The organism is Sulfuricurvum sp., from assembly GCF_028688295.1.
Lineage (GTDB): Bacteria > Campylobacterota > Campylobacteria > Campylobacterales > Sulfurimonadaceae > Sulfuricurvum.
Genome location: NZ_JAQTYM010000009.1, coordinates 1 through 23,362 on the forward strand (window position 1 = coordinate 1; position 23,362 = coordinate 23,362).

Consider the following 23,362-nt stretch of genomic DNA (forward strand, 5'->3'; position numbering starts at 1 on the left):
GATAATAATGCAAATAATACTAATGAAACAGTCAGTTTGAGTAATTTCACTATTACAGGTACACAAAATGCAGTTACATACACTCCGTTAGATACAGTCGTTGATAGCTTTGTATATACTGTGACAGATACAAATGGTACTGATTATTTGGCAAATTTAGATATCACTATTCATGATGACAGTCCGGTTGTGAATGATACGACGGCTATTTCGATTTCCTTACCTCCTGAAACAGATACAAATATTCTTTTAACTTTGGATGTGTCTGGTTCAATGTCCGCAGCGTATGGCGGAACTGTAACCTATACAGATCAGAATGGTAATACTGTAACTACTACTCGCTTTGAGCTTGCGAAACAAGCATTGATCGATACTATTAATGCGTATGATGCTAACGGTAATATTAAAGTTAATTTATCTCTATTTAACAGCACAGCAATAACTGCATTGAATTGGGTAGATGCAACTACCGCTAAAAACTACATTAATGCTTTAAGCATGAATTCTAATGGACAAATTACTTATAATGGAAATACTATCACTGGTTTGACAAGTGTTAATACTAACTATGAAGCGGCGTTGAATGAGACGATTAAAGCTGATGATAATGGAATTCCTGTAGCAGATCAAACGGTTGCCTACTTTATTTCCGATGGTGCTCCAACGGTAGAAAATAATGAAGGGAATGATGTCAATGGAAACGTTGGCACGGATGCAGAAACTGGGTGGCTAGATACACCATATGTAAATAATTGGACAAATTTTATTGCAGCTAATAATATTAATCTTACTGTTATTGGGATTGGGTCTAATCTAAATACTGATTATTTAAATCTAGTGCAAGTAGAAGATGGAAAAACTGCTATTGTAGTTACAAATGTAGAAGAACTCAGTAATACGATTACTAGCAATATCGAATCTGTTACTGGTAGTCTCTATGGCTCAGATGGCCAAGCAGGTATCAATTTCGGTGCTGATAGCGGTCATATTCTTCAATTGAGTTATAACGGAACGACGTATATATATGATCAAGCCAATCCAACTCAAGATATTACGTTGAGCGAAGGTATGATGGCACTAAATTTTGAGACTGGTAAGTTTACCTATACACCTACCAGTACAAGCGGACTCGATATTACTGAAAATTTCATTATCAGTGTAACGGATGCAGATGGTGACAGTACACTGGATAAACCTTTAAGTCTTGTTATCGGTATTGATGAAAGCTTTACCTTTACGGGTACTGCGATTGATGGACATGCAGGAATGGACACATTGATTCTACAATCAAATGCTAATATTGATTTCTCAGCATTGGCAAATGATGTCATCAAAAATATTGAAGTATTAGATTTAGCACAAAACGGCAATCATAATTTGACAAATCTTTCGTATGCCGATGTGATTGATATGACAGATTCAAACAATACATTAAAAATTCTTGGCGATAGCACAAGTGATAAAGTGCAATTGACACAAGCTGATGGTTGGACAAATACGGGAACGGTTACAGAGTCAGGCCATACATTTGATATTTATATGTCACATGGTATAAATGCTACTGATCCGACAGTAACAGTTAAAGTCGAACAAATTATCGATAATTCTGTTAGTTAAAAACTGCTACAATAAGAGCATGAAAAAAACCTTTGCTCTTTTCTTCATTTTGGCGGCACTTGCCGCCATTCTCATTAGCTCCCCAGAATTTTCTATTGCAAAAGCTTTTATGGATAAAATTGAGCGTGAATATGGTCAAATTGCCAAAAAAAGGGCTTTTTATCTCGTTCAAATGATGAATGATGCACGGGATTTGGATGATATGGGAAAAATGGAAAAGGTGAATGATTTTTTCAATCAAACCCCTTATGCATCGGATAAAACGATATGGGGAATTAGCGATTACTGGGCGACACGTTATGAGTTTGTCGGTAAAGATCGCGCCGATTGCGAAGACTATGTTATCGCCAAATATTTTACCCTCAAAGAGTTAGGTGTCCCTACCTCAAAACTCTATATGACGTATGCCAAATCGATCCGATATAAAACGGCTCATTTGGTACTTACCTACTACGAAACACCCAAATCGATACCGCTTGTTTTGGATAACTACAATTTCAAAATTCTCCCCGCATCGGTTCGTGATGATTTGATTCCGATATACAGCTTTAGCGGAGATGAACTCTTTAATGCCAAACAGGCACAAATCGGAAAAATGGTTCCGGCGGCAACCCGACAAAAACGTCCATGGGACGAATTAGTTATAACACGACAAAAGGATTAGACCATGAGTTTATTTAAACAGTTGGTGATCATGTTGACCCTCTTTTTAGGGGTGATACTAATCTCGGTGATGCTTCTAAATTTTAAATCGGCAACCGAGTTTGTCCAAAATCAGCTCTATAGCGATGCTAAAAATACGGCGCATTCATTAGGACTTTCTCTCTCAAAAGTTGCTGATCCAAAAGATGCTTCGAGTATGGAGACAATGATCAATGCGATCTATGACAGCGGGTATTACCAACGTATCCGTCTTGTCGATATTGATGATGAAGAGGTCTACACTCGAGAGAGTGATGTTCGGGTAAGTGATGTTCCTCAATGGTTTATCGAGATGGTACCGATCAATAATGCAAGTGCAACGAGTGATATTATGATCGGATGGAACCGCTTTGGTACGCTAGAAGTGAGTGGACACACGGGGAATGCGTATCGACAACTTTACAGTACGTTTATTGATTTAGTACAAACCTTTTTAATGATCGGTATTATTGTTTTTGCAACTTTATATTTCTTATTATCTTTGAGCCTTAAATCATTGAAACGTATCCGAGATCAAGCCAAAGCAATTATCGATAATGAATTTATTATTGAGAAAAAAATTCCCTTTACGACTGAATTCCGCTCTGTCACCACAGCGATGAATGCAATGGTGGCTAAAGTCAAAGATATTTTTGAACGTGAAAATGAAACATTACGTCGTTATCATGAGCTCCTCTACAAAGATACAGAAACTAAACTCCATAACCGTCGTTATCTCACTGCAAAACTTCCCGATTATTTGCAGTCAGATGCATCCCTCTCTTCGGGGATTTATCTTTTGATCAGTTTGGATGAAATTGATCGATTGAAACGGGAAAAAGGGTATGAACGTTATACCCAGATCATCAATACGTTGGCTGATGAATTGAATACACAACTGGGTTCATTTCGCCACACTTTGATTGCAAGATTGAATGAATCTGACTTTTTCGCCGCTATTCCTGCTTGTGAAATAGAACCGGTTAGCCATCAAATTGAAATAATTATGACTCACATGCGTGAAATGATCGAGAAAATGGATAAAGAGCTTTTAAACTATTTGATTATTGGGTGCGGCGTAGGAATCTACAGTGAAAATGATACCTTAAAAACACTCTTTTCACGCGCTGACCATGCGGTCATTCAGGCGAAACTTCGTGGTAATTTCTCGATTGATTTAAATCATGAAAGTAATGAAGCCTTGGTGCTCGGACGGGAAGAATGGCGTAGTGAATTGTTGAAAAGTTTGGATGAATCGCGTATGCTTTTGGCATTTCAAAGTGTGGTGGAACAACGAGGTGATAATCTTAATGTAATCCATGAGGAGATATTTTTACGCCTGTTGGATCGTGAAGGGATTATCCATTCGGCGGGGTATTTTATTCCTGTGGCCACGAGTTTGGGGTTGATCGATACTTTGGATCGTTATATGATCGAAAAAGTTTTCAAACATATAAAAGAGCATAATCCCATCACCCCTTTAGCCCTGAATTTAAGCGGTGATTTTGTAAAAAAATACAGCAATATTCAATGGTTAAGAGCCCAATTGGAAACGTTTCATCGTCAAAATGATTTGGTATTATGGTTTGAAGTGAGTAACACTACTGCTTTACATGAGCTTGAAGCGGTATCTGCCATTAGTGCTTTAGTAAAAATGTTCGGGTATCGTTTCGGGATTGATCACTTTACAATCCCAGAAGCGGGTGCCCACTATCTCCAAGCCATCCGTCCTGATTATGTCAAAGCAAACAGTGCGTATTTACAAGATATGATGTTTGATCATGATACGGGTAAAAGTCGTGAGAGTTTTAACAACCTGATTCGCAGTCTCGGAATCTCGATTGTTGCTATTAATATTGAAGAGGCGAAAGAGGTTGAAAACTTAAAAATACTAGGTATTGAATGTTTCCAAGGTTCTCATATCGCACCGGTAGCCTTGCTACAATAGTTTATGCAGATTTCCTGTCATTCTCGTGAACAGGGGAATCTAGTTGAATCCCTTACGGGCACTTCACCTGCCTACGCAGGTATGACGTAAGCTATTCTTTTTTTTTTCGTGTTAAAACAAACGCAAAAACAGCGATAACCGCCAGTAGAATAAAAATATTTCCTTGTTCTTCCATTAGATTCCCTTCAGTAGTTTTTCATGATTTTAAGATGATATCTTTTTTTGTCGCTTTTATTCAATGTGATTATTATAACGTAGGTTTTCGTCATTCCCGCGAAGGAGGGAGAAGTGCCTTATGGATAAATCAAGTTTTTGCTTAACTATAAAAGATGGATACTAGAGACAAGAGCGAGGATGACAAGGATATGGTAAACTTCGATTATGAAAACAATTACCCCAGAACATCTCCGTTATTTACCCACCACCCGTGCCGAAATGGACGCACGGGGCTGGGATGCGTGCGATATTATCCTCATCTCCGGCGATGCCTACATCGATTCACCCTTTATCGGTGTTGCCGTAGTGGGACGGATATTGGAGAGAGAAGGGTATCGTGTCGGGATTATCGGACAGCCTGATATCACTACGGATGATGTGATGCGTTTAGGGGAACCGAAACTTTTTTGGGGGGTGAGCGGCGGGAGCGTCGATTCGATGGTCTCGAACTACACCGCAACCAAAAAATTCCGCAACAGCGACGACTACACCCCCGGTGGCGTCAATAACGCGCGACCAGATCGTGCGACGTTGGTTTACACCAACCTAATCCGCAAATATTTTAAAAACACTGTTCCTATCGTCCTCGGAGGGATCGAGGCGAGTTTGCGCCGTGTTACCCATTATGATTATTGGACAAACAAACTGCGCAAACCGATCCTCTTTGATTCTAAAGCCGATTATCTGATTTACGGAATGGGGGAGGGGGCGATAGTCGCTCTTCCAAAAGCGTTATCAAACGGTGAATCTCCTCATAACATTAGAGGGGTGTGTTATATCGCTAAAGAGCCTCGTGATGGGTATTTGACCTTGCCATCTCATGCAGAGTGTTTGGAAAACAAAGAGCGTTATATCGATCTCTTCGATATGTTTTATAACCATAACGATCCCATATCGGCAAAAGGTTTGTGTCAAGAGGTGGACGGACGCTACGCGATCCAAAATCCTCCCGCCGATTATCTCGATGAGAACGAGATGGATGCTGTGAGTGCCTTGCCCTTTACCCGTGAGCTTCACCCCTACCATCGTCCTCAAGGTGCGGTGAAGTGTTTGGAGACAATCAAGTTTTCCATTATGACCCATCAGGGGTGCTGGGGAGAGTGTAATTTTTGTGCCATCGGGGTTCATCAGGGGCGTACCATTCGCACCCGAAGTGAGGAGTCCATCCTAAAAGAAGCGACGCAGTTTACCGAGTACAAAGATTTCAAAGGGATCATCAGCGACGTCGGAGGCCCAACGGCAAACATGTACGGCTATGAATGTGCCAAAAAGCTCAAACACGGTACGTGTGATCATCAGCGGTGTGTCGATGATACCCATCTGTGTAAATCGATGAAGGTCGATCACACACGTGTTATCAATCTCCTCCGACGGCTTCGTGAAGTACGAGGGATCAAAAAAGCGTTTGTCGCTTCGGGGGTGCGGTACGATCTCATCAACGAAGATAAACGTCAAGGGTATGAGTACCTCAAAGAGATGGTGAAACATCACATCTCAGGACAGATGAAAGTTGCCCCTGAACACACCTCCGATCATGTCCTCCATCTGATGAACAAACCGGGTAAACAGACTCTCGTTGATTTCAAAAAGCTCTATGATCAGCTCAACCGCGAAGAGGGGAAAAAGCAATTTTTAACCTACTATCTCATCGCCGCTCATCCGGGATGCACCGAGAAAGATATGCACGATCTGAAACGCTTTACGAGCGATGAGCTAAAGATGAACCCTGAACAAGCACAGGTTTTTACCCCGACCCCCGGAACGTACTCGGCGGTGATGTACTACACCGAGATGGATCCTGCCACCCGCAAAAAAATCTTCGTTGAAAAAGATACGGCGCGTAAAGAGAAGCAAAAACAGATCGTTGTTGCTAAAGACAATTTTAAAAGCGGGTTTGGGAGTTAAAACGTATTTTACAAAGATATGTTGATGTATAATATAAAGATTTTGATTCAGCCGGAGAACATATGGCTAATATTTTAGAAATGGCGAAAAATATTCATCCTACGCACACATTATCTGAGGAAGAATTAAGAGCGCGTTATATTGAAATTTACCCTAATATTAAACGTGATATTGAATTTTTTATAGAAGTGTATCCTGAAACATCTGCCCCACTTTTTATATCGGGTCAAATTGGGAGTGGAAAAAGTACTTTACTAAAAAGTCTGGTATTCAATAATGCAAAAATGCACTATTTAGATGTTTCTGATTTGTCAATTTTTAACCCGAATGATTCAATAGATGTCACATTACTAATTGTATATAAAATTTTTCAGTTAACTAATTCTCAGGGAGATCTATCTTCTATTGAAGAATTGATTACAAAAAATAGAGTTGATGATATATTTTTTGGTGTGGATAATAATGACATCATTAATACAATAATAGAATTTAAAAATAAGAATACAATCAAAAGTAAAGCTATTGTCATCGATGGTTTAGATCGTTTTTTAGAATTATCCAATCTAAAAACGATTACCAATGTTTTATTGGATCTCGCATCTATTTGGAAAGTCTTGGAACAAAAACTCATTTTTGTGACACCTCTATTTTTTACACAATCCTCACAAGCATTGGCAGAATATGCTAAAGTATACGAAGCTGACACATTGGATCAAACGCATCTCACTATCCCTATTCCTGACCCAATCAATACGATTTTTTGGAAAGAATTTATAGCTGTTCGTGCACAGATGGATGAGCTGAAATTAAGTGATCAACAAATCAACGACCTAGTTGGACTTTCAGGTGGTGTATTACGCGGTACATTGGTTATTTTACGCCATTTACTTAATCTTATGTATCGCAATGGAGATGTTGTTGTAAAGGACACACATATTATACAGTTAAGCAAAGATGTACAAAATTCATTAAGTAAGCTAATGCCAAGTCCATTATCAAAAGATTGGGAAGCATTAGAGTATATAAATAAGTATAAACCCTCTACAATTCCAAATAATGCTATTCACCTCTTTACAAAAGATATACCTTTAGCACTCTTTACCCAAAGAGATGGAAAAGTAATGTGTATCCTGCATCCTCTTGTAGAATTAAGTGACATTCCATTTTAGGTTGATGAAATGACATCCCTATTAAACAGCAGTGAATTGGCATTTAATCTTACTCAAATGGCTGGGACGTTGTCCTTGGTCTTGGCTGAGACGAATCGTGAGGAGATTGTTGAACAAATCCAACTTTTTGATTCAGAAATACAATATGAAGTAATTCAGTATGGAGAAAAAGCTAAATTTGAAACACTACTCCGAGAGAGAAATAGGTCACTTTTAGTTGATTTAACTGCTATCGATCAACCAAAATCTTTTTTGGATGTATTGGTACAGTTACGTGATAAGCTCGACGATGAACATCGATTGATTTTGTTAGGAAATCAAGCTATTTATAAAATGATTAATCAAGATTTTGAACAACTTAAAGGGTATGGATTAGAAGTATTTACTTTGTTTCCTGACGAAGATGAACGTTCAAAAATCATTCAATCGTTTGAAGAAAAATATGGAATGAGGAGCGATACATTTTTAGAACTATGGAGAGCGGGAGAGCTAGACGATACAGAGGAATATAATCGATGGTATGTGCTCCTTTAAAAACTAATTATGTAGGCTACAAAGAGAGCGTACAAAATCGGAGTGTAAAAACAGAAAAAAGTTTTAATTCTCTAGTAAAAGATATACAAGTAGTTTATGAAAAGCTTTTTGGCTACTCGTCTGTGACGACCATAAATGCCAATGTTCCTAAAATGATGGTTTTTACTAAAGCGGAGACTCCTCTAAAACTTGATCATTGGGAAATCACATTTAGTATTGATTTTAAACTCAAAGAGGGTTTTGCTAATGAGTTTAAATTGCATAAATACTCGTATGTGATGAAAAGCGATAGTGACACTCGATATTTCAGATTCGAGGGGACGGATGAGGGTGAAAAGGCGTGTCATCCTTATTATCATTTACATATCAAAGAAGATGGTGCACCTCGAATCGCAACTCATGTAGTCACACCATATGATTTTTTAGTTTTTATTGCCGATATGAGCGGAAGTTGTGAGGCTTTACAATAAATAAAGAATATGATGTCTGATGTAGATGAAGAAATTGCATTGGCACAGAAAGTGACAAACGAGCTTTCACCTGAACAAAAAAAAGAGCTTACCTCACGTATTGAGTCGTATCATAATGATCGTTCCATTGGAGAAACATGGAGAGATATAAAGGGCACATTAATATAGCAATTTTAAAGAGCACAAAATAGTGGAACAATTTTTGCGCTCTTACCTCTCTTTTAGCTTTCATTACCTACAATAACCACTTCAAACTCAATACTACGGAACCTATTTGCGAATCGATAAATTTTTAAACGCCGTCAATTTGACCAAACGCCGTGCTGTAGCTCAGGACATGATCGGCGAGGGTGTCGTCTATATCAATGATAAAGCGGTGAAGCCCGCTAAAAACGTCGCGGTAGGGGATATTATCACCCTTGTCTATCTCGAAAAACAGATGCGTTATGAAGTGCTTGATATCCCGACACTCAAATCAACACCGAAATCCCAGCAAAACCTCTATGTCAAGGAACTCTCATGAATACCTCCCGCAGCGATTTTGAAAATCTCTTTAACCATCGCATGAGTGATGAAGAGATGCGGGAGTTTTTGGTTTCATTACCTCTGAATGAAACGACCGAAGCGGGTATGATTGCCACTGCCGCCGATGTAATGCGAAGCCACTCGATCATCCTCGAAGTACCAAGTGAGCTTAAGCCAAAACTGATCGATGTTGTGGGTACAGGGGGAGATAAAAGCGGCAGTTTCAATGTTAGCTCTACCGTCGCCCTCGTTCTCGCCGCATCGGGTGCCTATGTCGCTAAACACGGGAACCGTTCCATCACCTCCAAATCGGGAAGTGCCGATGTTCTCGAATATCTAGGTGTTAAACTCGATCTCACATTAGAACAAAGCTCGACTTTACTCCAAGAATGCGGATTTACCTTTTTGTTTGCCCAATACCACCATCCGGCGATGAAGTTCATTATGCCAATCCGTCGATCGATCCCTGAGAAAACGATCTTTAATATCCTCGGACCGCTTACCAATCCTGTTGGATTGTCCAAAATTTTATTAGGTGTTTTTGACCCTGTTTTCGTTCCGAAAATGGCTGAAGCGGCACGTGAACTGGGGATGAATTCGGCTATCATCGTGAGTTCTCGCGAAAAGATGGATGAGATCAGCATCAGTGATATCACCTATGCGGGACATTTGAAAAACGGTAGCATAGAGTATTTCGAGATAGATCCGCAGATGTTGGGGATTAAAAAAGCGCCGTTTGAAGCGATCCTCGGCGGGGAAGCGGAACAAAACGGTAAAATCCTCACCGATATTTTAAACAATCGCTCAACCGAAGCGCAAAGAGATATGGTGTTGATCAACGCCGCATACGCTCTTGTAGCTGAGGGGATGGCACGTGATGCCCAAGAAGGGCTTGAGATTGCTCGTGATACGTTGCTCAGTGGCAAAGCCTCAGAGAAACTCAAACAAATCGTGTCGGTATCGTCTAAACTATGATGAAGTTACCTCTCGAAGAGCTTTCACAACTGTGTGCAAAGGTGGCTGAATTACTCCCGCAAGGGGGTGTGGTCATACTCCAAGGTGACCTAGCCAGCGGTAAAACGACGTTTACACAAGCATATGCCCGATATCTAGGGATGAGTGATGCGATCACTTCCCCGACATTTTCCCTCCAACACCAATATGGAGAGAAACTTTACCATTATGATCTCTATAACTACGGTTTCGATAAGTTTTTGAGTTTAGGGATGATGGAGGAGTTGGAGCGAGCAGGGTATCATTTAATCGAATGGGGGAATGAGCCTTTGATTCATTTGCTCAAACGCTCAGGGATCGAAACAGTTATACTAAAAATTTCAAAATGCGAAGAAAATTTGCGATGCTATGAGGTGCAACGTGCATGAATTAAAAATTGACAATTTGGTCAAAACCATTAAAAAGCATGAGATTGTCCGAGGTATCAGTATGGAACTTCGCACGGGAGAGGTTGTCGGGCTTCTGGGACCAAACGGGGCAGGTAAGACAACAACGTTTTATATGATTTGCGGTTTGGTCGAAGCGACAGGGGGAAAAGTATATATTGACGGCGAAGATGTTTCCAATCTCCCTCTTCATAAACGTTCGCGTATGGGGATCGGTTATCTGCCGCAAGAGGCTTCGATCTTTAAAGATCTCACGGTCGAAGAGAATCTCATTATCGCGGCTCAAGCGGGGGAACTGAGCAAAGAGATGGCAGAACAGCAGATCGAGGAGCTCTTGGAGATGTTTAACATCGAGCCGATCCGAAATCGTCGCGGGATCAACCTCTCCGGTGGGGAACGCCGTCGTGCCGAAATCGCTCGTGCATTGGTCAATAAACCCCGTTTTCTCCTGCTGGATGAGCCATTTGCAGGGGTTGATCCGATTGCCGTTATGGATATCCAAAGTGTTATCTCTCAACTGGTAGAGTATGGTATCGGTGTTTTGATTACCGATCATAACGTCCGTGAGACGTTAGCGGTGTGTGATCGTGCGTATGTTATCAAAAGCGGTCAACTCCTCGCGAGCGGGACGAGTGATGAGATAGCTCATAATGCCGATGTGCGCCAACACTATCTCGGTGAATCGTTCAAGTTCTAGCATCGCATGTTACGGGTAAAAACCAGCGTCGAGCTCAAAAATAAGCTCTCCAATACCTTACGTAACTGGCTGCCGATTTTACAATCGAGCCTCAGTGATTTGGGTGAAGCGATGTCGCCGTTTGTTGAAGCGAATCCGCTCATTGATATCAAATCGGGATACGAAGAGTCTTTTGAATCGAGAATTCCGAAAAAAATCCAGTATGGGTATGTTCAAAATTCTCACTCTGAAGCGATTGAAGCTCTTACTATTCAACACAAAAGCCTCTACGAAGTACTCGAAGAGCAGATAGATGGCTCACTCTTTCCAACCCCTGTATCCCAACTCATTGCAAAGCATGTCATTGAAAATTTAGATGAAGGCGGTTACTATGAGGGGGAGTGTGAGCCATTTTGTAAAAAAAACAGTATTGATGCCGAACAGTTTGAAAAAATCCGTCTTCGCTTTATCCATGTAGAACCGGTAGGTATCGCTGCAAGGACGGTGAGTGAATCATTCTTATTTCAGTTAGAGTCATCCTCGATAAGTGATGAGGGATATTCACTCGCACGTGAGATGATTAATCATCTTGAGGAGTTAGGACGTTATCGTAAAGAGAGCGGATTTGATGAAGCGATGAACGTAATTGGCAGTTTTAAAAACCCTCCCGCCATCGATTTTATGGAAGACTCTACCCAAGTAATACCCGATTTGATGATTTTTAACGATCCTGAAGAGGGGATCGAAGTTAAATTAAACGATCAGTATTATCCGGCTATTTCGATTGATTCAGCATATGGTGTTGATCATGCTTTCGTCCGAGAAAAACTCAAAGAGGCTAAAAGTTTAGTAGACGCATTGGAAATGCGTAAAGCGACTCTTTATAAAGTAGGGCTGATGATCGTTGAGTATCAGTACGATTTTTTTACGGGTGGCGCTATAAAGCCGCTCACCCTTAAAACACTCGCGGATGAATTTGGACATAATCCTTCTACGATATCTCGTGCAATCGCCAACAAATACATCGCGTGTGATCGCGGCATTTATCCAATGAAAGACTTTTTTACGACCGCCATCGATGAAGATGTCTCTAATGCTGCTATCAAAGAGTACGTTTCAGAATTGGTTAAAAATGAGTCCCATAAAAAACCGCTGAGCGATATGAAACTTCTTGAGATGATTCAGGATAAATTTAAAATCACGATGGTTCGCCGTACCATCGCTAAATACCGTAAACAGCTCAATATCGCCGGATCAAGTGAGCGTAAACAACTCTATCTTTTAGGGCGTTAGTGAAGAATATAAAAGCTTATCTCGATGAGCAGGTGGCGGCACGTAATCATCAGGATGAATTATCGCCAGAGCGTCCTGATCCGTTGATGATTGCACGCCGCTCTATGGATCAGCATCATGCACTCACTTGTGCCTTATTTGCTTATGGGAGTGCAAAAGCCATAGTGGCTTTTTTGTCTTCACTCGAAGCTGACTTGCTGGATGTGGATGATGCAATAAGTCGGCAAAAATTAGCGGGTAAGTATTACCGCTTTCAAAGCTCTGAAGACATTGTTCAATGGTTTTGTACCCTTCGGAGTTTAAAAGCTTCTGGAGGGGCTGAAGAGGCATTTAAAGAGGGCTATTTATCTAATAATGTTATCGGTGGAGTATCAGCATTGATCACTTTATTGTACGATCTCAATCCCTACCGCTCAAAAGGGTACGAATTTTTGATCGGGAAACCGGTTGAGAGGGTTGAAAAAGCTTCGGCAATGAAGCGTTGGATGATGTATTTACGTTGGATGGTTCGTGAAGATAGCCTCGATATGGGGCTCTGGAAAGGTATTGAAACCCATGATTTGATTATGCCGCTTGATACCCATACTTTTAATGTTTCTCATCAACTAGGACTTTTGAAGCGTACTCAGTGCGATATGAGAGCAGCGATTGAGCTGACAGAGCGACTCAAAGCGTTTGATCCACGAGATCCACTTAAATATGATTTTGCTCTTTATCGCATTGGACAAGAAAAAATGCTTTAAATGGAAAGCATCGTTGGTTTACCGGTGTAAAATCCTTGTGAATAAGTAATTCCCACTTCTTTGACATGCTTATAAATCTCTTCGGAACTGACAAATTCTGCGATGGTTTTAATCCCAAGACTATGGGCAAAATCAGAAATATGTTGGACAACTATTGCATATTTTGGATCAGTGTTGATACTACGGATAAGGGAACCGTCAATTTTAATGTAATCAACATCCAGTCGAAGAATATTTTCCAAACTGGAATAGCCGGTTCCATAATCATCAATAGCGATTTTTGCTCCTAATTTTTTCATTTGGTGAACAAATTTTATAACCGCATCAAAATTATCGATCCCCTCAGACTCTAAAATTTCAAACACGATTCGGTGTGCTGTATCGGTCTCAACAATTGTCTCTTCGATAAAGCGTACGGTTCCATGATCGAGGATATCACGGATAGAGAGATTGATAGAAAACTCTTCATTTCGACCTTTAAAGGTATGACATGCATGTTCAATAACCGTACGGGTAATTTGAGGATAGAGGCGGGTTTTTTTCGCTGTTTGTAGGAAATCAAGTGGAGGTATGATTTGTGCCGATTCATCAATCATTCGAACAAGGGTTTCATATTTTTCGATTCGTCCGCTTTGTATAGAGACAATCGGCTGATAAAAGCAGATAATTCTTCCAGAATTTAGTGCTTTATGGATAGTAGAAGTTAGGGCTATATTGGCTTGAAATTGAACTTCTACATGCGAATCGCTATTATAAAAAGCGATATGTTTACTATGCTCTTTTGCTTCATGCAATGCAATATCAGCGTGGGTGAGTGAGACATCATCAGTACTGTCAACTCCTATAGTAACGTTAAGAGATATTGTCTCTTCTCCGACACTGAAGGGATGGTCACTAAGACGATTTAATACCCGTTGACAGAAGGTGTCCAGTGCTTCATCGGAGAATTTTTCATCGATTAAGATAGCAAATTCATCTCCACTCAAACGGTAAGGATGTAAATCCAAGGTTTGTATCCAATGTCCCATCTGCCTTAGAAGATCATCCCCGATTGTAAATCCAAAAAAGTCATTTACCTCTCGAAAATTATGAAGGTTAAGAATAATCAGTGCATGGTATTTTTGGCGATCCATATCGTATTGGAGTTGATGCCGATTCGGTAAACCGGTAAGAGCGTCTTCAAACGTTTGAGAGATGAGCTGTTTTGTTTTTTCCTCAACTTTTGTTTCTAAAATCTCATTTACTTCCCGTAATTCATCCGTTGCAGAAAGGACTTTGGCACGTAAAAAGTTTGTTGTCCCTTGTAGGGTGTTTCGATAAATCAATAAAAATGGCAATGCTCCAAGAAAAAGTACCAAAGAGGTTCCCACCGCTTTGAATGCGGCAGCATTTGAAAGTTGTTGAATAGAACCCACTTCAACATCCGCACCAATAATATAACGATATCCTGAAGGTGTTGTCCCCGGAATATAGACACTTCTAAATTTTCCCCATTGATCAGATTTTTCTTTCATGTCCCAAACGATTTTATTGGTTTTTAGGGCTTTAATCATATCCGGATTTTTAGAATAGAGATCGAAAAATCGGGTAAGATTTTGACCTGTTTTTAGTTCATGATTACGGGCGCTACTGGAGGTGAAACGGAGATTTCCTTCATTATCCATCACCAGTGAATAAATGTATTCGACTTCTTGTGCGTGCGCTAAAGCTGTAAGTATTTTAATGGTATCTGCATCTTCAACCGTAGTAGGGTTTATGGTTAAAACTTTTTCATGATAGTTATCACCGATTATTACATGGGCCGATTCAACAGCACGTTCTAAACTGTTGTTGATGTTGTGATTGATAACGGTTTGTTCACGATTAAAATGGTAGTAGCCTATAAAAATGAGGGTTGCGATAAAAAAGAAAAAAGCGAAAAAAAACTTTTTGGCATTTAGTTGCATCTAAGCTCCTGAGTAACTATCTTATAATTGATAGTGTTCCAATAAGTCTAGCATACTTAAATTAAAAAAAACAATGCAACACGTAAGTATTTTTATCTTTACCCTGTAAAATGTAATTATGGTACAATCTCACCTCTAAATACATTCAAGATTGGTAAAAGCGAACCGTATAATGAAAAAAATTTTAATTATCAGTGACGGCGCTATTGGTAACCATTACATCGAACGTGTTATCGGGACGTATACCAGTGAAAATCTTTATTATGTTGTTCATACGCAACATAAGAGTTTTGAGGGATACAATCCGGCACGTTTTAAATTTTTTCAATTCGATCCCACCAGTTTTTATAAAATTTCTAATCTTTTAAAGATGGATTTTTGGCAAGTTCTTTTGGTTATGGAAAATCAAACCGATTTAGAACATACCATCAAAAATATTCGTCTTTATAAACCTTCCATCCGAATTATTGCACTGGATTTATGGAATGCACTAAGCCCTACTGATGATATTGAGTGGGTTAACATGCAAGAGTTGATTGCTGCTAATTTGATTGATTATCTTCCAAATATCCCTGTTTTGGCTAAAAATATCGGTTTGGGTTCGGGTGAGATCATGGAAGTACTTGTTCCATTTGGAAGTTCATTTGTATATCGGCATATTGGTTCGATTGAACAAAAAAATTGGAAAATCGCTGCAATTTATCGTAATCGACAACTCATCATTCCTAGTGATAACAAAATGATCCAACCCAATGATACATTGGTGCTGGTGGGCGATCCTGCAGTATTACGCTCTATTTACAGGGCTATCAAACGTGAACTCGGGCAGTTTCCGGCACCTTTTGGTTCCAAAATCTATCTTTACATAGATATGGACATGGAAAAAGCATCCACGATTATGGCATTAGTAAGACGGAGTATTTATATTCAGAAAAAGTTGCGCCAACCCCTCATTATCAAAGTAATTAATCCAGGAGATATCGAAGCTCTTCGAATGATTAAAGCTTCAGCTCAAAGCGGAGTCACTATTGATATATCGTATGGGGGTAAACCCGATGAGGAGATGATCTTAAGCGATATTAAAAAATATCACATTGGTCTTTTTGTGGTTTCAAGTACGGCTTTTTCTTTAAAATCAATTCGAAAAAAACTTTATACTGGTAATGTTCCGGTGCTGAAACTTGCTGAACGTTCTTTCGCCTCTTTAAAAGAGAGTGTTGTCGTCTTAAGTGAAGAGGGACATATTGAAAATATTTCTACGACAATATTTGACGTATCTTCCCAGTTCGGATTTAATCTTGAGTTGATTGATTATGCAAATGATGAAGGTTTGCATAAGCGCGAAGTTATTGAACATTTTCATAATCTTTCAACCATTTTTTCCAAATCAATTCATGTTTCTGAACAAGAAGAAAACCCAATTCGAGAGTTGTGTAAACGATCCAATTTTCTCCATGTGTTACCATTTACGACTAAAATGTTTGTGAATCCTTTGAATGCCTATTTTTCGACCGATCCGGAAGTTCTTTATCGTAAACTCAACCATTATCATCAGCTGTTTATCCCTACTCAAATTTAACCCTTATTAAGTCATATTTTTGTAAGATATAGACTATTACTCACACAACTTAATTCATCAGGTTTTGCTTATGACAATTTCCATTAATCTTAAACGTGTTATTGATGATTCCTATCCTATTCATATCGGTTCTTTGCCGGAGATAAACTTTGAGGGTAAAGTAGCCGTTTTAACCAACCCGAAAGTTGCCGGATTACATTTACAAAGCTTGTTATCTCGTCTGAAAGCCAAAGATGTTTACATCATTACAATTCCTGATGGTGAACAGTATAAAAATATGGAGACAATAGGGTTCATTTTAGATCGTATGTTTGATCATCGCCTGAATCGCAAATCACTCTTGATCGCTTTTGGCGGCGGTGTGATTGGTGATATGGGTGGCTTTAGTGCTAGCCTTTACAACCGTGGAATCGATTTTGTTCAAATCCCTACCACGCTGCTCTCGCAAGTGGACGCGAGTGTCGGAGGGAAAACAGGGGTGAACAACCGTTTTGGTAAAAACCTGATCGGCGCGTTTCACCAACCGCGTACTGTCTATATCGATCCGAGTTTTTTATCCACCCTCCCATCACGTGAGTTCGGTGCCGGTGTCGCCGAGATTGTCAAAATGGCAGTTACGTTCAATCGTGAGTTTTTTGAATGGCTAGAAAATAATGATTTGCGTGAGGCTGATAATTTACAACACGCAATTAAAATGGCGGTTGAAACAAAGTCACGTGTCGTAGAAGAAGATGAAAAAGAGCTGGGACTTCGTGCTGCGCTCAATTATGGTCACACATTTGGTCATGTTATTGAAAACGAGACACACTACGAAACCTATCTGCATGGTGAATGTGTTGCTATCGGAATGGTTATGGCGAACGATTTGGCGTGTGAAGTAGGTTTGATGGATACTGAAGAGGTAGATCGGGTTAAAGCAGTATTGAATCACTATAATTTACCGCTCACGTATAATATTAACGATGTTGAAAAATTTTATCAGACTTTTTTCTTGGATAAAAAAAGTGCTGACAGTGCAATTACCTTTATCCTGCCGCGTAATATCGGAGGTGTTGAGATTACGGATGCAATTGAAGCCGTAACGGTTAAAAAAATACTTGCAACCTTTCAAGGAATTAGTGCGTGAAACATTTTCAATTTCTTTTGACAGCTCTCTTTTGTGTTGTTTTAACGCTAAATGCTGCTTCTACGGAGGATAAAAAGGCCGAAGAGGCAGCCACGCAACTTTCCAAAGAGATTGAAATTCAAAATGCGCAAGATGAGCTTTCAAAAATTCAAAAAGAGCTTTCACGCGCTAATAGTATTTGGCTGAAAAATTATAACTCCTATATGGCATATCAAGGAGCACGAAAAAGTCTTCGAGAAGTAAATTACCGTATTGTACAACTGCAAAATCGATCAACAAGTGTGGAACGAAAACTTGAAATTGAAGCGCTTCAAGCGAAACAAAAAGTACTCACTGAGCAGATTGATTTACTTAAAGCACAGAGTGCGTCACCGTTTGTTTCATTACTCAAACCTGATGAAGCGGGTGAACTTCCCTCGATTACTAACCCCTTTGATATTTTTACAGGTCTCTCTTATGTTAAACGTCTGAACAGTCAGTACAATGATTATATATTGCGTGAAGAGGAACTTCAAGAAATAATCGCTCTTTTAGAACATCAAGTAGGATTGTATAAAGATTTAAGAGAGCTCAATCCAAAAGTCGATTATGAAGTTGAACTGGATGCAACATTACTCCAAGTCGAAAAGTTTAAATTGGCTCTTGAAACTCTTGTATCTACAGCGGAAGTTTATGAGAAGCGGCTCGAATCAACCGAAGCAAAAATCAACAAAGAGATAAAAGATCAGATTTTTAAACTGCTCAATATCGGTATGATTGTTGTTGTTTTATTTTTGATCTCCTTTTTGTTTAAGCGTGTTATTAAACGCTACATTGTTGATAATGAGCGGTTTTATATGGCCAATAAAATTGTCACCTTTATCAATGTCACACTGATTATATTAATTCTTCTTTTTAGCTATATCGATAATGTGGGTTATTTTGCCACTGTCCTTGGATTCGCATCTGCCGGTTTAGCAATTGCGATGCGTGACTGGTTCATGTCACTTTTGGGATGGCTAGTGATTGTGGTCGGGGGATCGATTCATGTAGGAGATCGTGTTCGCTTTATGAAAGATGGGATGGAATATGTTGGAGACGTCTTAGATGTTTCTATGCAGCGTATCACCATCATGGAAGACGTAACCCTAACAACGGTCGAAGTAAACCGTCGGGCAGGGCGGATTGTTTTCATTCCAAATAACTATATTTTCACCTCGATGATTGCCAACTATTCGCACGGATCACTTAAAACGGTTTGGGATGGGATTGATATCGTCATTACCTTTGATTCGAATCATAAAAAAGCATCTCATCTGGTCAAAGAGATCTGCCGAAAATACTCCAAAGGGTACACTGATATCACCCGCAAGCAGATCAATAAATTACGTGATAAATACAGCTTAAAAAACAGTAACGTTGAGCCGCGAATCTTTACTTTTATCGAATCCAACGGGATAAAAGTGAGTGCGTGGTATCTCACCAATGCGTATGCGACGCTGACACTGCGCAGTACGATTTCTGCCGATATCGTTGATGCTTTTAATGCTGAGTCAGATATTACAATTGCCTACCCAACACAGACGTTCTATACGGCTCCCATACCACCAAAATCTCCTCCGCCGATGGACACTCAATGAAACCAAAAGTCTATTTCAAAACTTTCGGTTGTCGAACGAATCTCTTTGATTCTCAAGTGATGATGGGTGCTTTGAACGATTATGAGGTAACAGAAGATGAGAGTAAGGCAGATATTGTTATTGTCAACTCTTGTACTGTAACTAACGGTGCTGATGTAAGTGTCCGTGGTTATATCAACCAAATGGACAAACAGGGCAAAAAGCTTTTTTTGACGGGATGCGGTGCTCATACTAAGGGAGAGTCTCTTTTTAGTGCCGGCAAAATCCAAGGGGTATTCGGCCCTTCGGAAAAAATGAAAATCAATACACTTCTTTCATCGGATAGCCGCTTTTATGAGATCGGTGATTTGAACTACATTGATGATGCGATTGTTGATGAGTTCGTCGGTAAATCGCGTGCGTTTATCAAAATCCAAGAGGGGTGTAATTTTCGTTGCAGTTATTGCATTATCCCCTTTGTACGCGGTGATGCACGCAGTATGGATGAATCCAAGATTTTAGAGCAGGTATCACGACTCGCTAGCAATGGTTTTGGAGAGTTCGTCCTTACGGGGACGAATGTCGGAAGTTACGGTCAGGGCGAGGGGCGAAATATCGCTGAACTCATGAAAAAAATGTCGATGATCCGTGGTGTTCGCCGTATTCGTGTAGGATCCCTTGAGCCGATTCAGATCAATGAATCATTTCGCGAGATTTTGGATGAGCCGTGGCTGGAGAGACATTTACACATTGCGATTCAGCACAGCAGCGATGAAATGCTCCGCATTATGAATCGCCGTAATCGTCATGTAAGCGATGTTGAGTTATTCGGTATGCTGAATGCAAAGGGGTTTGCGTTAGGAACCGATTTTATTGTCGGACATCCTGGTGAGAGTGATCAGCTTTGGAGAGAAGCTATGGAAAATATTAACCATTTACATCTCACCCATATTCATCCCTTTACCTATTCCAAGCGTGATGGAACACCTAGCGCGACCATGAAACCAGAAGTAAACGGTACCCTCTCTGCAAAAAGAATGACGGAGCTTAATACGTTAATCACCAATAATAATCACACTTTTCGAGAAAAAATGAAATCAACTTTTTTGGAAGTTTTGGTCGAATCGGGCGATGGTAAACACTATAGTGGGTATGATCAGTTTTTTAATAAGGTGATGATAGAATCAAATGAAGATATCAGCGGTGATTGGATCACGTTGGAAGAGTATGAGGTACACGATGAATATAACATGGCAAAATTTTAACCGTAATCAGCTTATCCTTATCGTCTCTGGGGGGATCATTCTCTTGTTGCTCCTTTTTGCGCTATTACGTGATAGTGGAGATACGATAACACTTGCTGAAACGACTAAATTGATTGAAAACAACCAAATCGAAAAAGCGTTTAGTGATGATGGGTATACCTATTTTGCAACCAAAGAGAATGGTGTTGTTAAAATTGCTTCGTCGCAGCTCCCCTCCGAATTAACAGCAAATCTTGTGATTGAGCCAAAAGGGGGAAATGGGTGGATTTGGTTTTTCGTCTTTTTCGGCCTTATCGGGGGTGCAGGATTTTGGGCATGGAAAAGTAAACTCGGCTTTGAAGATGATGCACCTGTGATAGAAACTCCGGTGAGCAAAGCCTCCATAGCCGAGAGTGAAGCCCCATCTGCTAATGTAACCGCTGTCAAATCAACAGTCAGATTTAGTGATATCGGTGGTATTGGTGATGTTAAAGAGGAACTTGAAGAGATCATTGATTTTCTCCGTAACCCGAAACGCTACTACAGCTTTGGTGCACGTATGCCACGCGGGGTACTCCTCGTAGGCCCTCCGGGTGTCGGTAAAACGATGATCGCGAAAGCGGTTGCCGCCGAAGCGGATGTCCCATTTTTCTACCAAAGCGGTGCGTCGTTTGTTCAGATTTATGTCGGAATGGGGGCGAAACGGGTGAGTGAACTCTTTTCAGCCGCCAAGAAAAATGCCCCAGCGATCATCTTTATCGACGAGATCGATGCCGTGGGCAAAAAGCGTGAGGGGGGACGAAATGACGAACGCGAAGGGACCCTCAATCAGCTTCTCACCGAGATGGATGGGTTTGAAGATACCAGCGGTATCGTTGTTATCGCTGCGACGAACAACATCGATGTTATGGACGCGGCATTGCTTCGTGCGGGACGGTTTGATCGCCGTATTTTTGTTGAACTCCCAACAGCAAGTGAACGTGAAGCGATTTTGCAAAAATACCTTCGTCATATCCCTAATGAACTTTCGATTAATGAAATTGCTAAAATGACGGTTGGATTTAACGGTGCTTCATTAGCGGCACTTGTGAATGAAGCCGCACTTCTGTGTATGCGTCAAAATGAGATTCAGGTGAGGGGTGAACATTTCTTGGCGGTTAGAGATAAAGTGATGTTTGGTAAAAAGAAGATCGCGATGCTCAGTGATGAACAGCGTCGTTATCAGGTGCGTTACCAAGCAGGAAAAGTTTTTGCCGCTACATGGTTTGATTTACCTTATGAGAAGATTACTCTTACTAACGACTCTATTACCCCTCCAACGGCTGAACCTCAGTTACGCCATGAGATCGAAGCCCATATACGGGTTCATTTAGCGGGGATCGCTGCATCACATATTCGCTTCGGTGAACACGCTAGCAACGCATCTCATGATTTGGGTGTTGCTAAAGAGCTGATCCATGCTATGGTGTATGAATACGGTATGGGAAGCACAATTCAACCTTCCTTCGAGGATGAAGCAAAGCTTACCGATCGTCTTTACAATGAAATAAGTGCGCTCTTAGAACGTCATGAAAAAATTCTCTCCAAATTCGAATCGATTCTCGATGAATACGAACATATTTCCAAAGCCCTTGCTAAAGCAACGATGAATGAGATTTTATAGCGGTTTTGCCCTGAGTGAGGATCAACATTTTTTTGATCCCTATCTCAAACACAGCGACTACACGGTAGCAGGTTTCAGCTACGGTGCGATCAAAGCGGCACACTATGTCGCTGAATCACATGAGCGTATCGATACACTCCAACTCTTCTCTCCCGCTTTTTTTCAGACGAAAAAAGAGTCGTTTCGCCGTCTTCAGATGGGGGGCTATTTCAAAGATGCTGAGCGGTATCTGGAAAACTTTTTAGCGAGCTGTTTTGCGCCGTCACCTGTTGCTCCGCTCGACTTAGGAACCAATGACGCCGAATCGCTACAAGAACTCCTCTATTTTGAATGGACGATCGAGCTAATAGAGTCTATTCGCGCTAAAGGGACACGTATTGAAGTCTATCTTGGGCTTGATGATCAGGTGATCGATGTCTCAGGAGCGAGAGAGTTTTTCCTCCCCTACGCCACCCTTATCTCTATCCGAAGAGGAAACCATTTTTTACAGGAGTCACTATGAGTACAATTAAAATAGGTGTTATTACCGCATCTGACCGTGCGAGTGCAGGGATTTACGAAGATATTTCAGGGGTTGCGATCCAAGATACCATGAAAGATTATTTAAAATCAGAACATGAGATTGTGTACCGTTGTATTCCCGATAATCAAGATACGATAGAAGAGACGATGATTGAGTTGTGTGATTTTGAGGGGTGCTGTCTGGTGGTTACTACTGGAGGGACAGGTCCTGCATTGCGCGACGTTACCCCTGAAGCGACTGAAAATGTATGCGAGAAGATGATGCCTGGATTTGGTGAGTTAATGCGCTCTGTGAGCCTTAAATACGTTCCTACGGCGATCCTCTCACGCCAGACAGCGGGAATCCGTGGAAAAAGCCTTATTATCAATCTTCCGGGGAAACCAAAATCGATCCGTGAGTGTTTGGACGCTGTATTCCCTGCCGTGCCGTATTGTATCGATTTGATTGAAGGGCCGTATTTAGAGTGTAACGAAGATGTCATCAAGGCATTTCGACCGAAGCAGTAA

The 23,362-nt window shown here is 40.5% G+C and carries 22 protein-coding genes; 21 read left to right on the forward strand and 1 reads right to left on the reverse strand.

Annotated features, from left to right (window positions below; translation table 11 throughout):
* From PHR02_RS03690 to PHR02_RS03755, 14 genes are all read left to right on the forward strand, one after another.
* A partial coding sequence (locus PHR02_RS03690; RefSeq protein WP_299989094.1) for a vWA domain-containing protein occupies positions 1–1,617 on the forward strand: 1,617 nt, incomplete at its 5' end.
* A gap of 19 nt (positions 1,618–1,636) precedes the next feature.
* Positions 1,637–2,281 (forward strand): transglutaminase-like cysteine peptidase, encoded by a 645-nt coding sequence (locus PHR02_RS03695; protein WP_299989097.1) that lies wholly within the window; start codon positions 1,637–1,639, stop codon positions 2,279–2,281.
* Positions 2,282–2,284: 3 nt separating this feature from the next.
* Complete coding sequence (locus PHR02_RS03700) at positions 2,285–4,246, forward strand: LapD/MoxY N-terminal periplasmic domain-containing protein (protein WP_299989099.1); 1,962 nt, start codon at positions 2,285–2,287, stop codon at positions 4,244–4,246.
* 381 nt (positions 4,247–4,627) lie between these two features.
* The gene (locus PHR02_RS03705) at positions 4,628–6,367 is read left to right on the forward strand and encodes a YgiQ family radical SAM protein (RefSeq protein ID WP_299989102.1); all 1,740 of its coding nucleotides are present in this window, start codon (positions 4,628–4,630) and stop codon (positions 6,365–6,367) included.
* A 62-nt stretch (positions 6,368–6,429) separates the two neighbouring features.
* Positions 6,430–7,536, forward strand: coding sequence for a hypothetical protein (locus PHR02_RS03710; RefSeq protein WP_299989105.1), 1,107 nt, complete (start codon positions 6,430–6,432; stop codon positions 7,534–7,536).
* A 9-nt stretch (positions 7,537–7,545) separates the two neighbouring features.
* Positions 7,546–8,070, forward strand: a complete 525-nt coding sequence (locus tag PHR02_RS03715) for a hypothetical protein (protein ID WP_299989108.1) — start codon at positions 7,546–7,548, stop codon at positions 8,068–8,070.
* A complete protein-coding gene (locus PHR02_RS03720) occupies positions 8,052–8,540 on the forward strand; it encodes a hypothetical protein (RefSeq protein ID WP_299989110.1) in 489 nt (162 codons plus the stop codon). The genes PHR02_RS03715 and PHR02_RS03720 overlap by 19 nt, the downstream gene beginning before the upstream one ends.
* Before the next feature lie 12 nt (positions 8,541–8,552).
* Entirely contained in the window at positions 8,553–8,708 is a 156-nt protein-coding gene (locus PHR02_RS03725; protein WP_299989112.1) for a hypothetical protein, read from the forward strand.
* Between the two features lie 106 nt (positions 8,709–8,814).
* On the forward strand, positions 8,815–9,063 hold the full coding sequence (locus PHR02_RS03730) for an RNA-binding S4 domain-containing protein (RefSeq protein WP_299989114.1): 249 nt from the start codon (positions 8,815–8,817) through the stop codon (positions 9,061–9,063).
* Positions 9,060–10,040, forward strand: a complete 981-nt coding sequence (trpD, locus tag PHR02_RS03735) for an anthranilate phosphoribosyltransferase (RefSeq protein WP_299989117.1) — start codon at positions 9,060–9,062, stop codon at positions 10,038–10,040. The genes PHR02_RS03730 and trpD overlap by 4 nt, the downstream gene beginning before the upstream one ends.
* The gene (tsaE, locus tag PHR02_RS03740) at positions 10,037–10,447 is read left to right on the forward strand and encodes a tRNA (adenosine(37)-N6)-threonylcarbamoyltransferase complex ATPase subunit type 1 TsaE (protein WP_299989119.1); all 411 of its coding nucleotides are present in this window, start codon (positions 10,037–10,039) and stop codon (positions 10,445–10,447) included. Before trpD ends, tsaE begins: the two co-directional genes overlap by 4 nt.
* Positions 10,440–11,162: an LPS export ABC transporter ATP-binding protein gene (gene lptB, locus PHR02_RS03745; protein WP_299989122.1), complete on the forward strand. Its 723-nt coding sequence runs from the start codon at positions 10,440–10,442 to the stop codon at positions 11,160–11,162. Before tsaE ends, lptB begins: the two co-directional genes overlap by 8 nt.
* 6 nt (positions 11,163–11,168) lie before the next feature.
* Positions 11,169–12,434, forward strand: a complete 1,266-nt coding sequence (locus PHR02_RS03750) for an RNA polymerase factor sigma-54 (protein WP_299989125.1) — start codon at positions 11,169–11,171, stop codon at positions 12,432–12,434.
* Complete coding sequence (locus PHR02_RS03755; RefSeq protein WP_299989127.1) at positions 12,434–13,177, forward strand: TIGR02757 family protein; 744 nt, start codon at positions 12,434–12,436, stop codon at positions 13,175–13,177. The genes PHR02_RS03750 and PHR02_RS03755 overlap by 1 nt, the downstream gene beginning before the upstream one ends.
* Here PHR02_RS03755 and PHR02_RS03760 read toward each other — a convergent pair.
* Positions 13,174–15,123 carry a bifunctional diguanylate cyclase/phosphodiesterase gene (locus PHR02_RS03760; protein ID WP_299989129.1) on the reverse strand — a complete coding sequence of 650 codons (1,950 nt, stop codon included), beginning with the start codon at positions 15,121–15,123 and terminating at the stop codon, positions 13,174–13,176. The two genes, PHR02_RS03755 and PHR02_RS03760, sit on opposite strands and share 4 nt — an antisense overlap.
* A 172-nt stretch (positions 15,124–15,295) precedes the next feature.
* Here PHR02_RS03760 and PHR02_RS03765 point away from each other — a divergent pair, with 172 nt between their 5' ends.
* From PHR02_RS03765 to mog, 7 genes are all read left to right on the forward strand, one after another.
* Positions 15,296–16,702, forward strand: coding sequence for a TrkA C-terminal domain-containing protein (locus PHR02_RS03765; RefSeq protein ID WP_299989131.1), 1,407 nt, complete (start codon positions 15,296–15,298; stop codon positions 16,700–16,702).
* Positions 16,703–16,772: 70 nt separating this feature from the next.
* Positions 16,773–17,828 carry a 3-dehydroquinate synthase gene (aroB, locus tag PHR02_RS03770; RefSeq protein WP_299989133.1) on the forward strand — a complete coding sequence of 352 codons (1,056 nt, stop codon included), beginning with the start codon at positions 16,773–16,775 and terminating at the stop codon, positions 17,826–17,828.
* Positions 17,825–19,447, forward strand: coding sequence for a mechanosensitive ion channel domain-containing protein (locus PHR02_RS03775; protein WP_299989136.1), 1,623 nt, complete (start codon positions 17,825–17,827; stop codon positions 19,445–19,447). The genes aroB and PHR02_RS03775 overlap by 4 nt, the downstream gene beginning before the upstream one ends.
* Positions 19,444–20,691, forward strand: a complete 1,248-nt coding sequence (gene mtaB, locus PHR02_RS03780) for a tRNA (N(6)-L-threonylcarbamoyladenosine(37)-C(2))-methylthiotransferase MtaB (protein ID WP_299989139.1) — start codon at positions 19,444–19,446, stop codon at positions 20,689–20,691. Before PHR02_RS03775 ends, mtaB begins: the two co-directional genes overlap by 4 nt.
* Positions 20,666–22,333, forward strand: coding sequence for an AAA family ATPase (locus PHR02_RS03785; RefSeq protein WP_299989142.1), 1,668 nt, complete (start codon positions 20,666–20,668; stop codon positions 22,331–22,333). The genes mtaB and PHR02_RS03785 overlap by 26 nt, the downstream gene beginning before the upstream one ends.
* Complete coding sequence (bioV, locus tag PHR02_RS03790) at positions 22,320–22,835, forward strand: pimelyl-ACP methyl ester esterase BioV (protein ID WP_299989145.1); 516 nt, start codon at positions 22,320–22,322, stop codon at positions 22,833–22,835. Before PHR02_RS03785 ends, bioV begins: the two co-directional genes overlap by 14 nt.
* On the forward strand, positions 22,832–23,362 hold the full coding sequence (mog, locus tag PHR02_RS03795; RefSeq protein ID WP_299989148.1) for a molybdopterin adenylyltransferase: 531 nt from the start codon (positions 22,832–22,834) through the stop codon (positions 23,360–23,362). Before bioV ends, mog begins: the two co-directional genes overlap by 4 nt.

Excerpts from the sequence above, each read along its gene's own strand:
- PHR02_RS03720 (WP_299989110.1), top strand. The coding sequence starts at position 8,052 with ATGGTATGTGCTCCTTTAAAAACTAATTATGTAGGCTACAAAGAGAGC.
- PHR02_RS03760 (WP_299989129.1), bottom strand. The coding sequence starts at position 15,123 with ATGCAACTAAATGCCAAAAAGTTTTTTTTCGCTTTTTTCTTTTTTATC.
- mog (WP_299989148.1), top strand. The coding sequence starts at position 22,832 with ATGAGTACAATTAAAATAGGTGTTATTACCGCATCTGACCGTGCGAGT.
- trpD (WP_299989117.1), top strand. The coding sequence starts at position 9,060 with ATGAATACCTCCCGCAGCGATTTTGAAAATCTCTTTAACCATCGCATG.
- PHR02_RS03750 (WP_299989125.1), top strand. The coding sequence starts at position 11,169 with ATGTTACGGGTAAAAACCAGCGTCGAGCTCAAAAATAAGCTCTCCAAT.
- PHR02_RS03700 (WP_299989099.1), top strand. The coding sequence starts at position 2,285 with ATGAGTTTATTTAAACAGTTGGTGATCATGTTGACCCTCTTTTTAGGG.
- PHR02_RS03785 (WP_299989142.1), top strand. The coding sequence starts at position 20,666 with ATGAATATAACATGGCAAAATTTTAACCGTAATCAGCTTATCCTTATC.
- tsaE (WP_299989119.1), top strand. The coding sequence starts at position 10,037 with ATGATGAAGTTACCTCTCGAAGAGCTTTCACAACTGTGTGCAAAGGTG.
- bioV (WP_299989145.1), top strand. The coding sequence starts at position 22,320 with ATGAGATTTTATAGCGGTTTTGCCCTGAGTGAGGATCAACATTTTTTT.
- PHR02_RS03705 (WP_299989102.1), top strand. The coding sequence starts at position 4,628 with ATGAAAACAATTACCCCAGAACATCTCCGTTATTTACCCACCACCCGT.
- PHR02_RS03725 (WP_299989112.1), top strand. The coding sequence starts at position 8,553 with ATGTCTGATGTAGATGAAGAAATTGCATTGGCACAGAAAGTGACAAAC.
- aroB (WP_299989133.1), top strand. The coding sequence starts at position 16,773 with ATGACAATTTCCATTAATCTTAAACGTGTTATTGATGATTCCTATCCT.
- mtaB (WP_299989139.1), top strand. The coding sequence starts at position 19,444 with ATGAAACCAAAAGTCTATTTCAAAACTTTCGGTTGTCGAACGAATCTC.
- PHR02_RS03710 (WP_299989105.1), top strand. The coding sequence starts at position 6,430 with ATGGCTAATATTTTAGAAATGGCGAAAAATATTCATCCTACGCACACA.
- PHR02_RS03715 (WP_299989108.1), top strand. The coding sequence starts at position 7,546 with ATGACATCCCTATTAAACAGCAGTGAATTGGCATTTAATCTTACTCAA.
- PHR02_RS03695 (WP_299989097.1), top strand. The coding sequence starts at position 1,637 with ATGAAAAAAACCTTTGCTCTTTTCTTCATTTTGGCGGCACTTGCCGCC.
- PHR02_RS03765 (WP_299989131.1), top strand. The coding sequence starts at position 15,296 with ATGAAAAAAATTTTAATTATCAGTGACGGCGCTATTGGTAACCATTAC.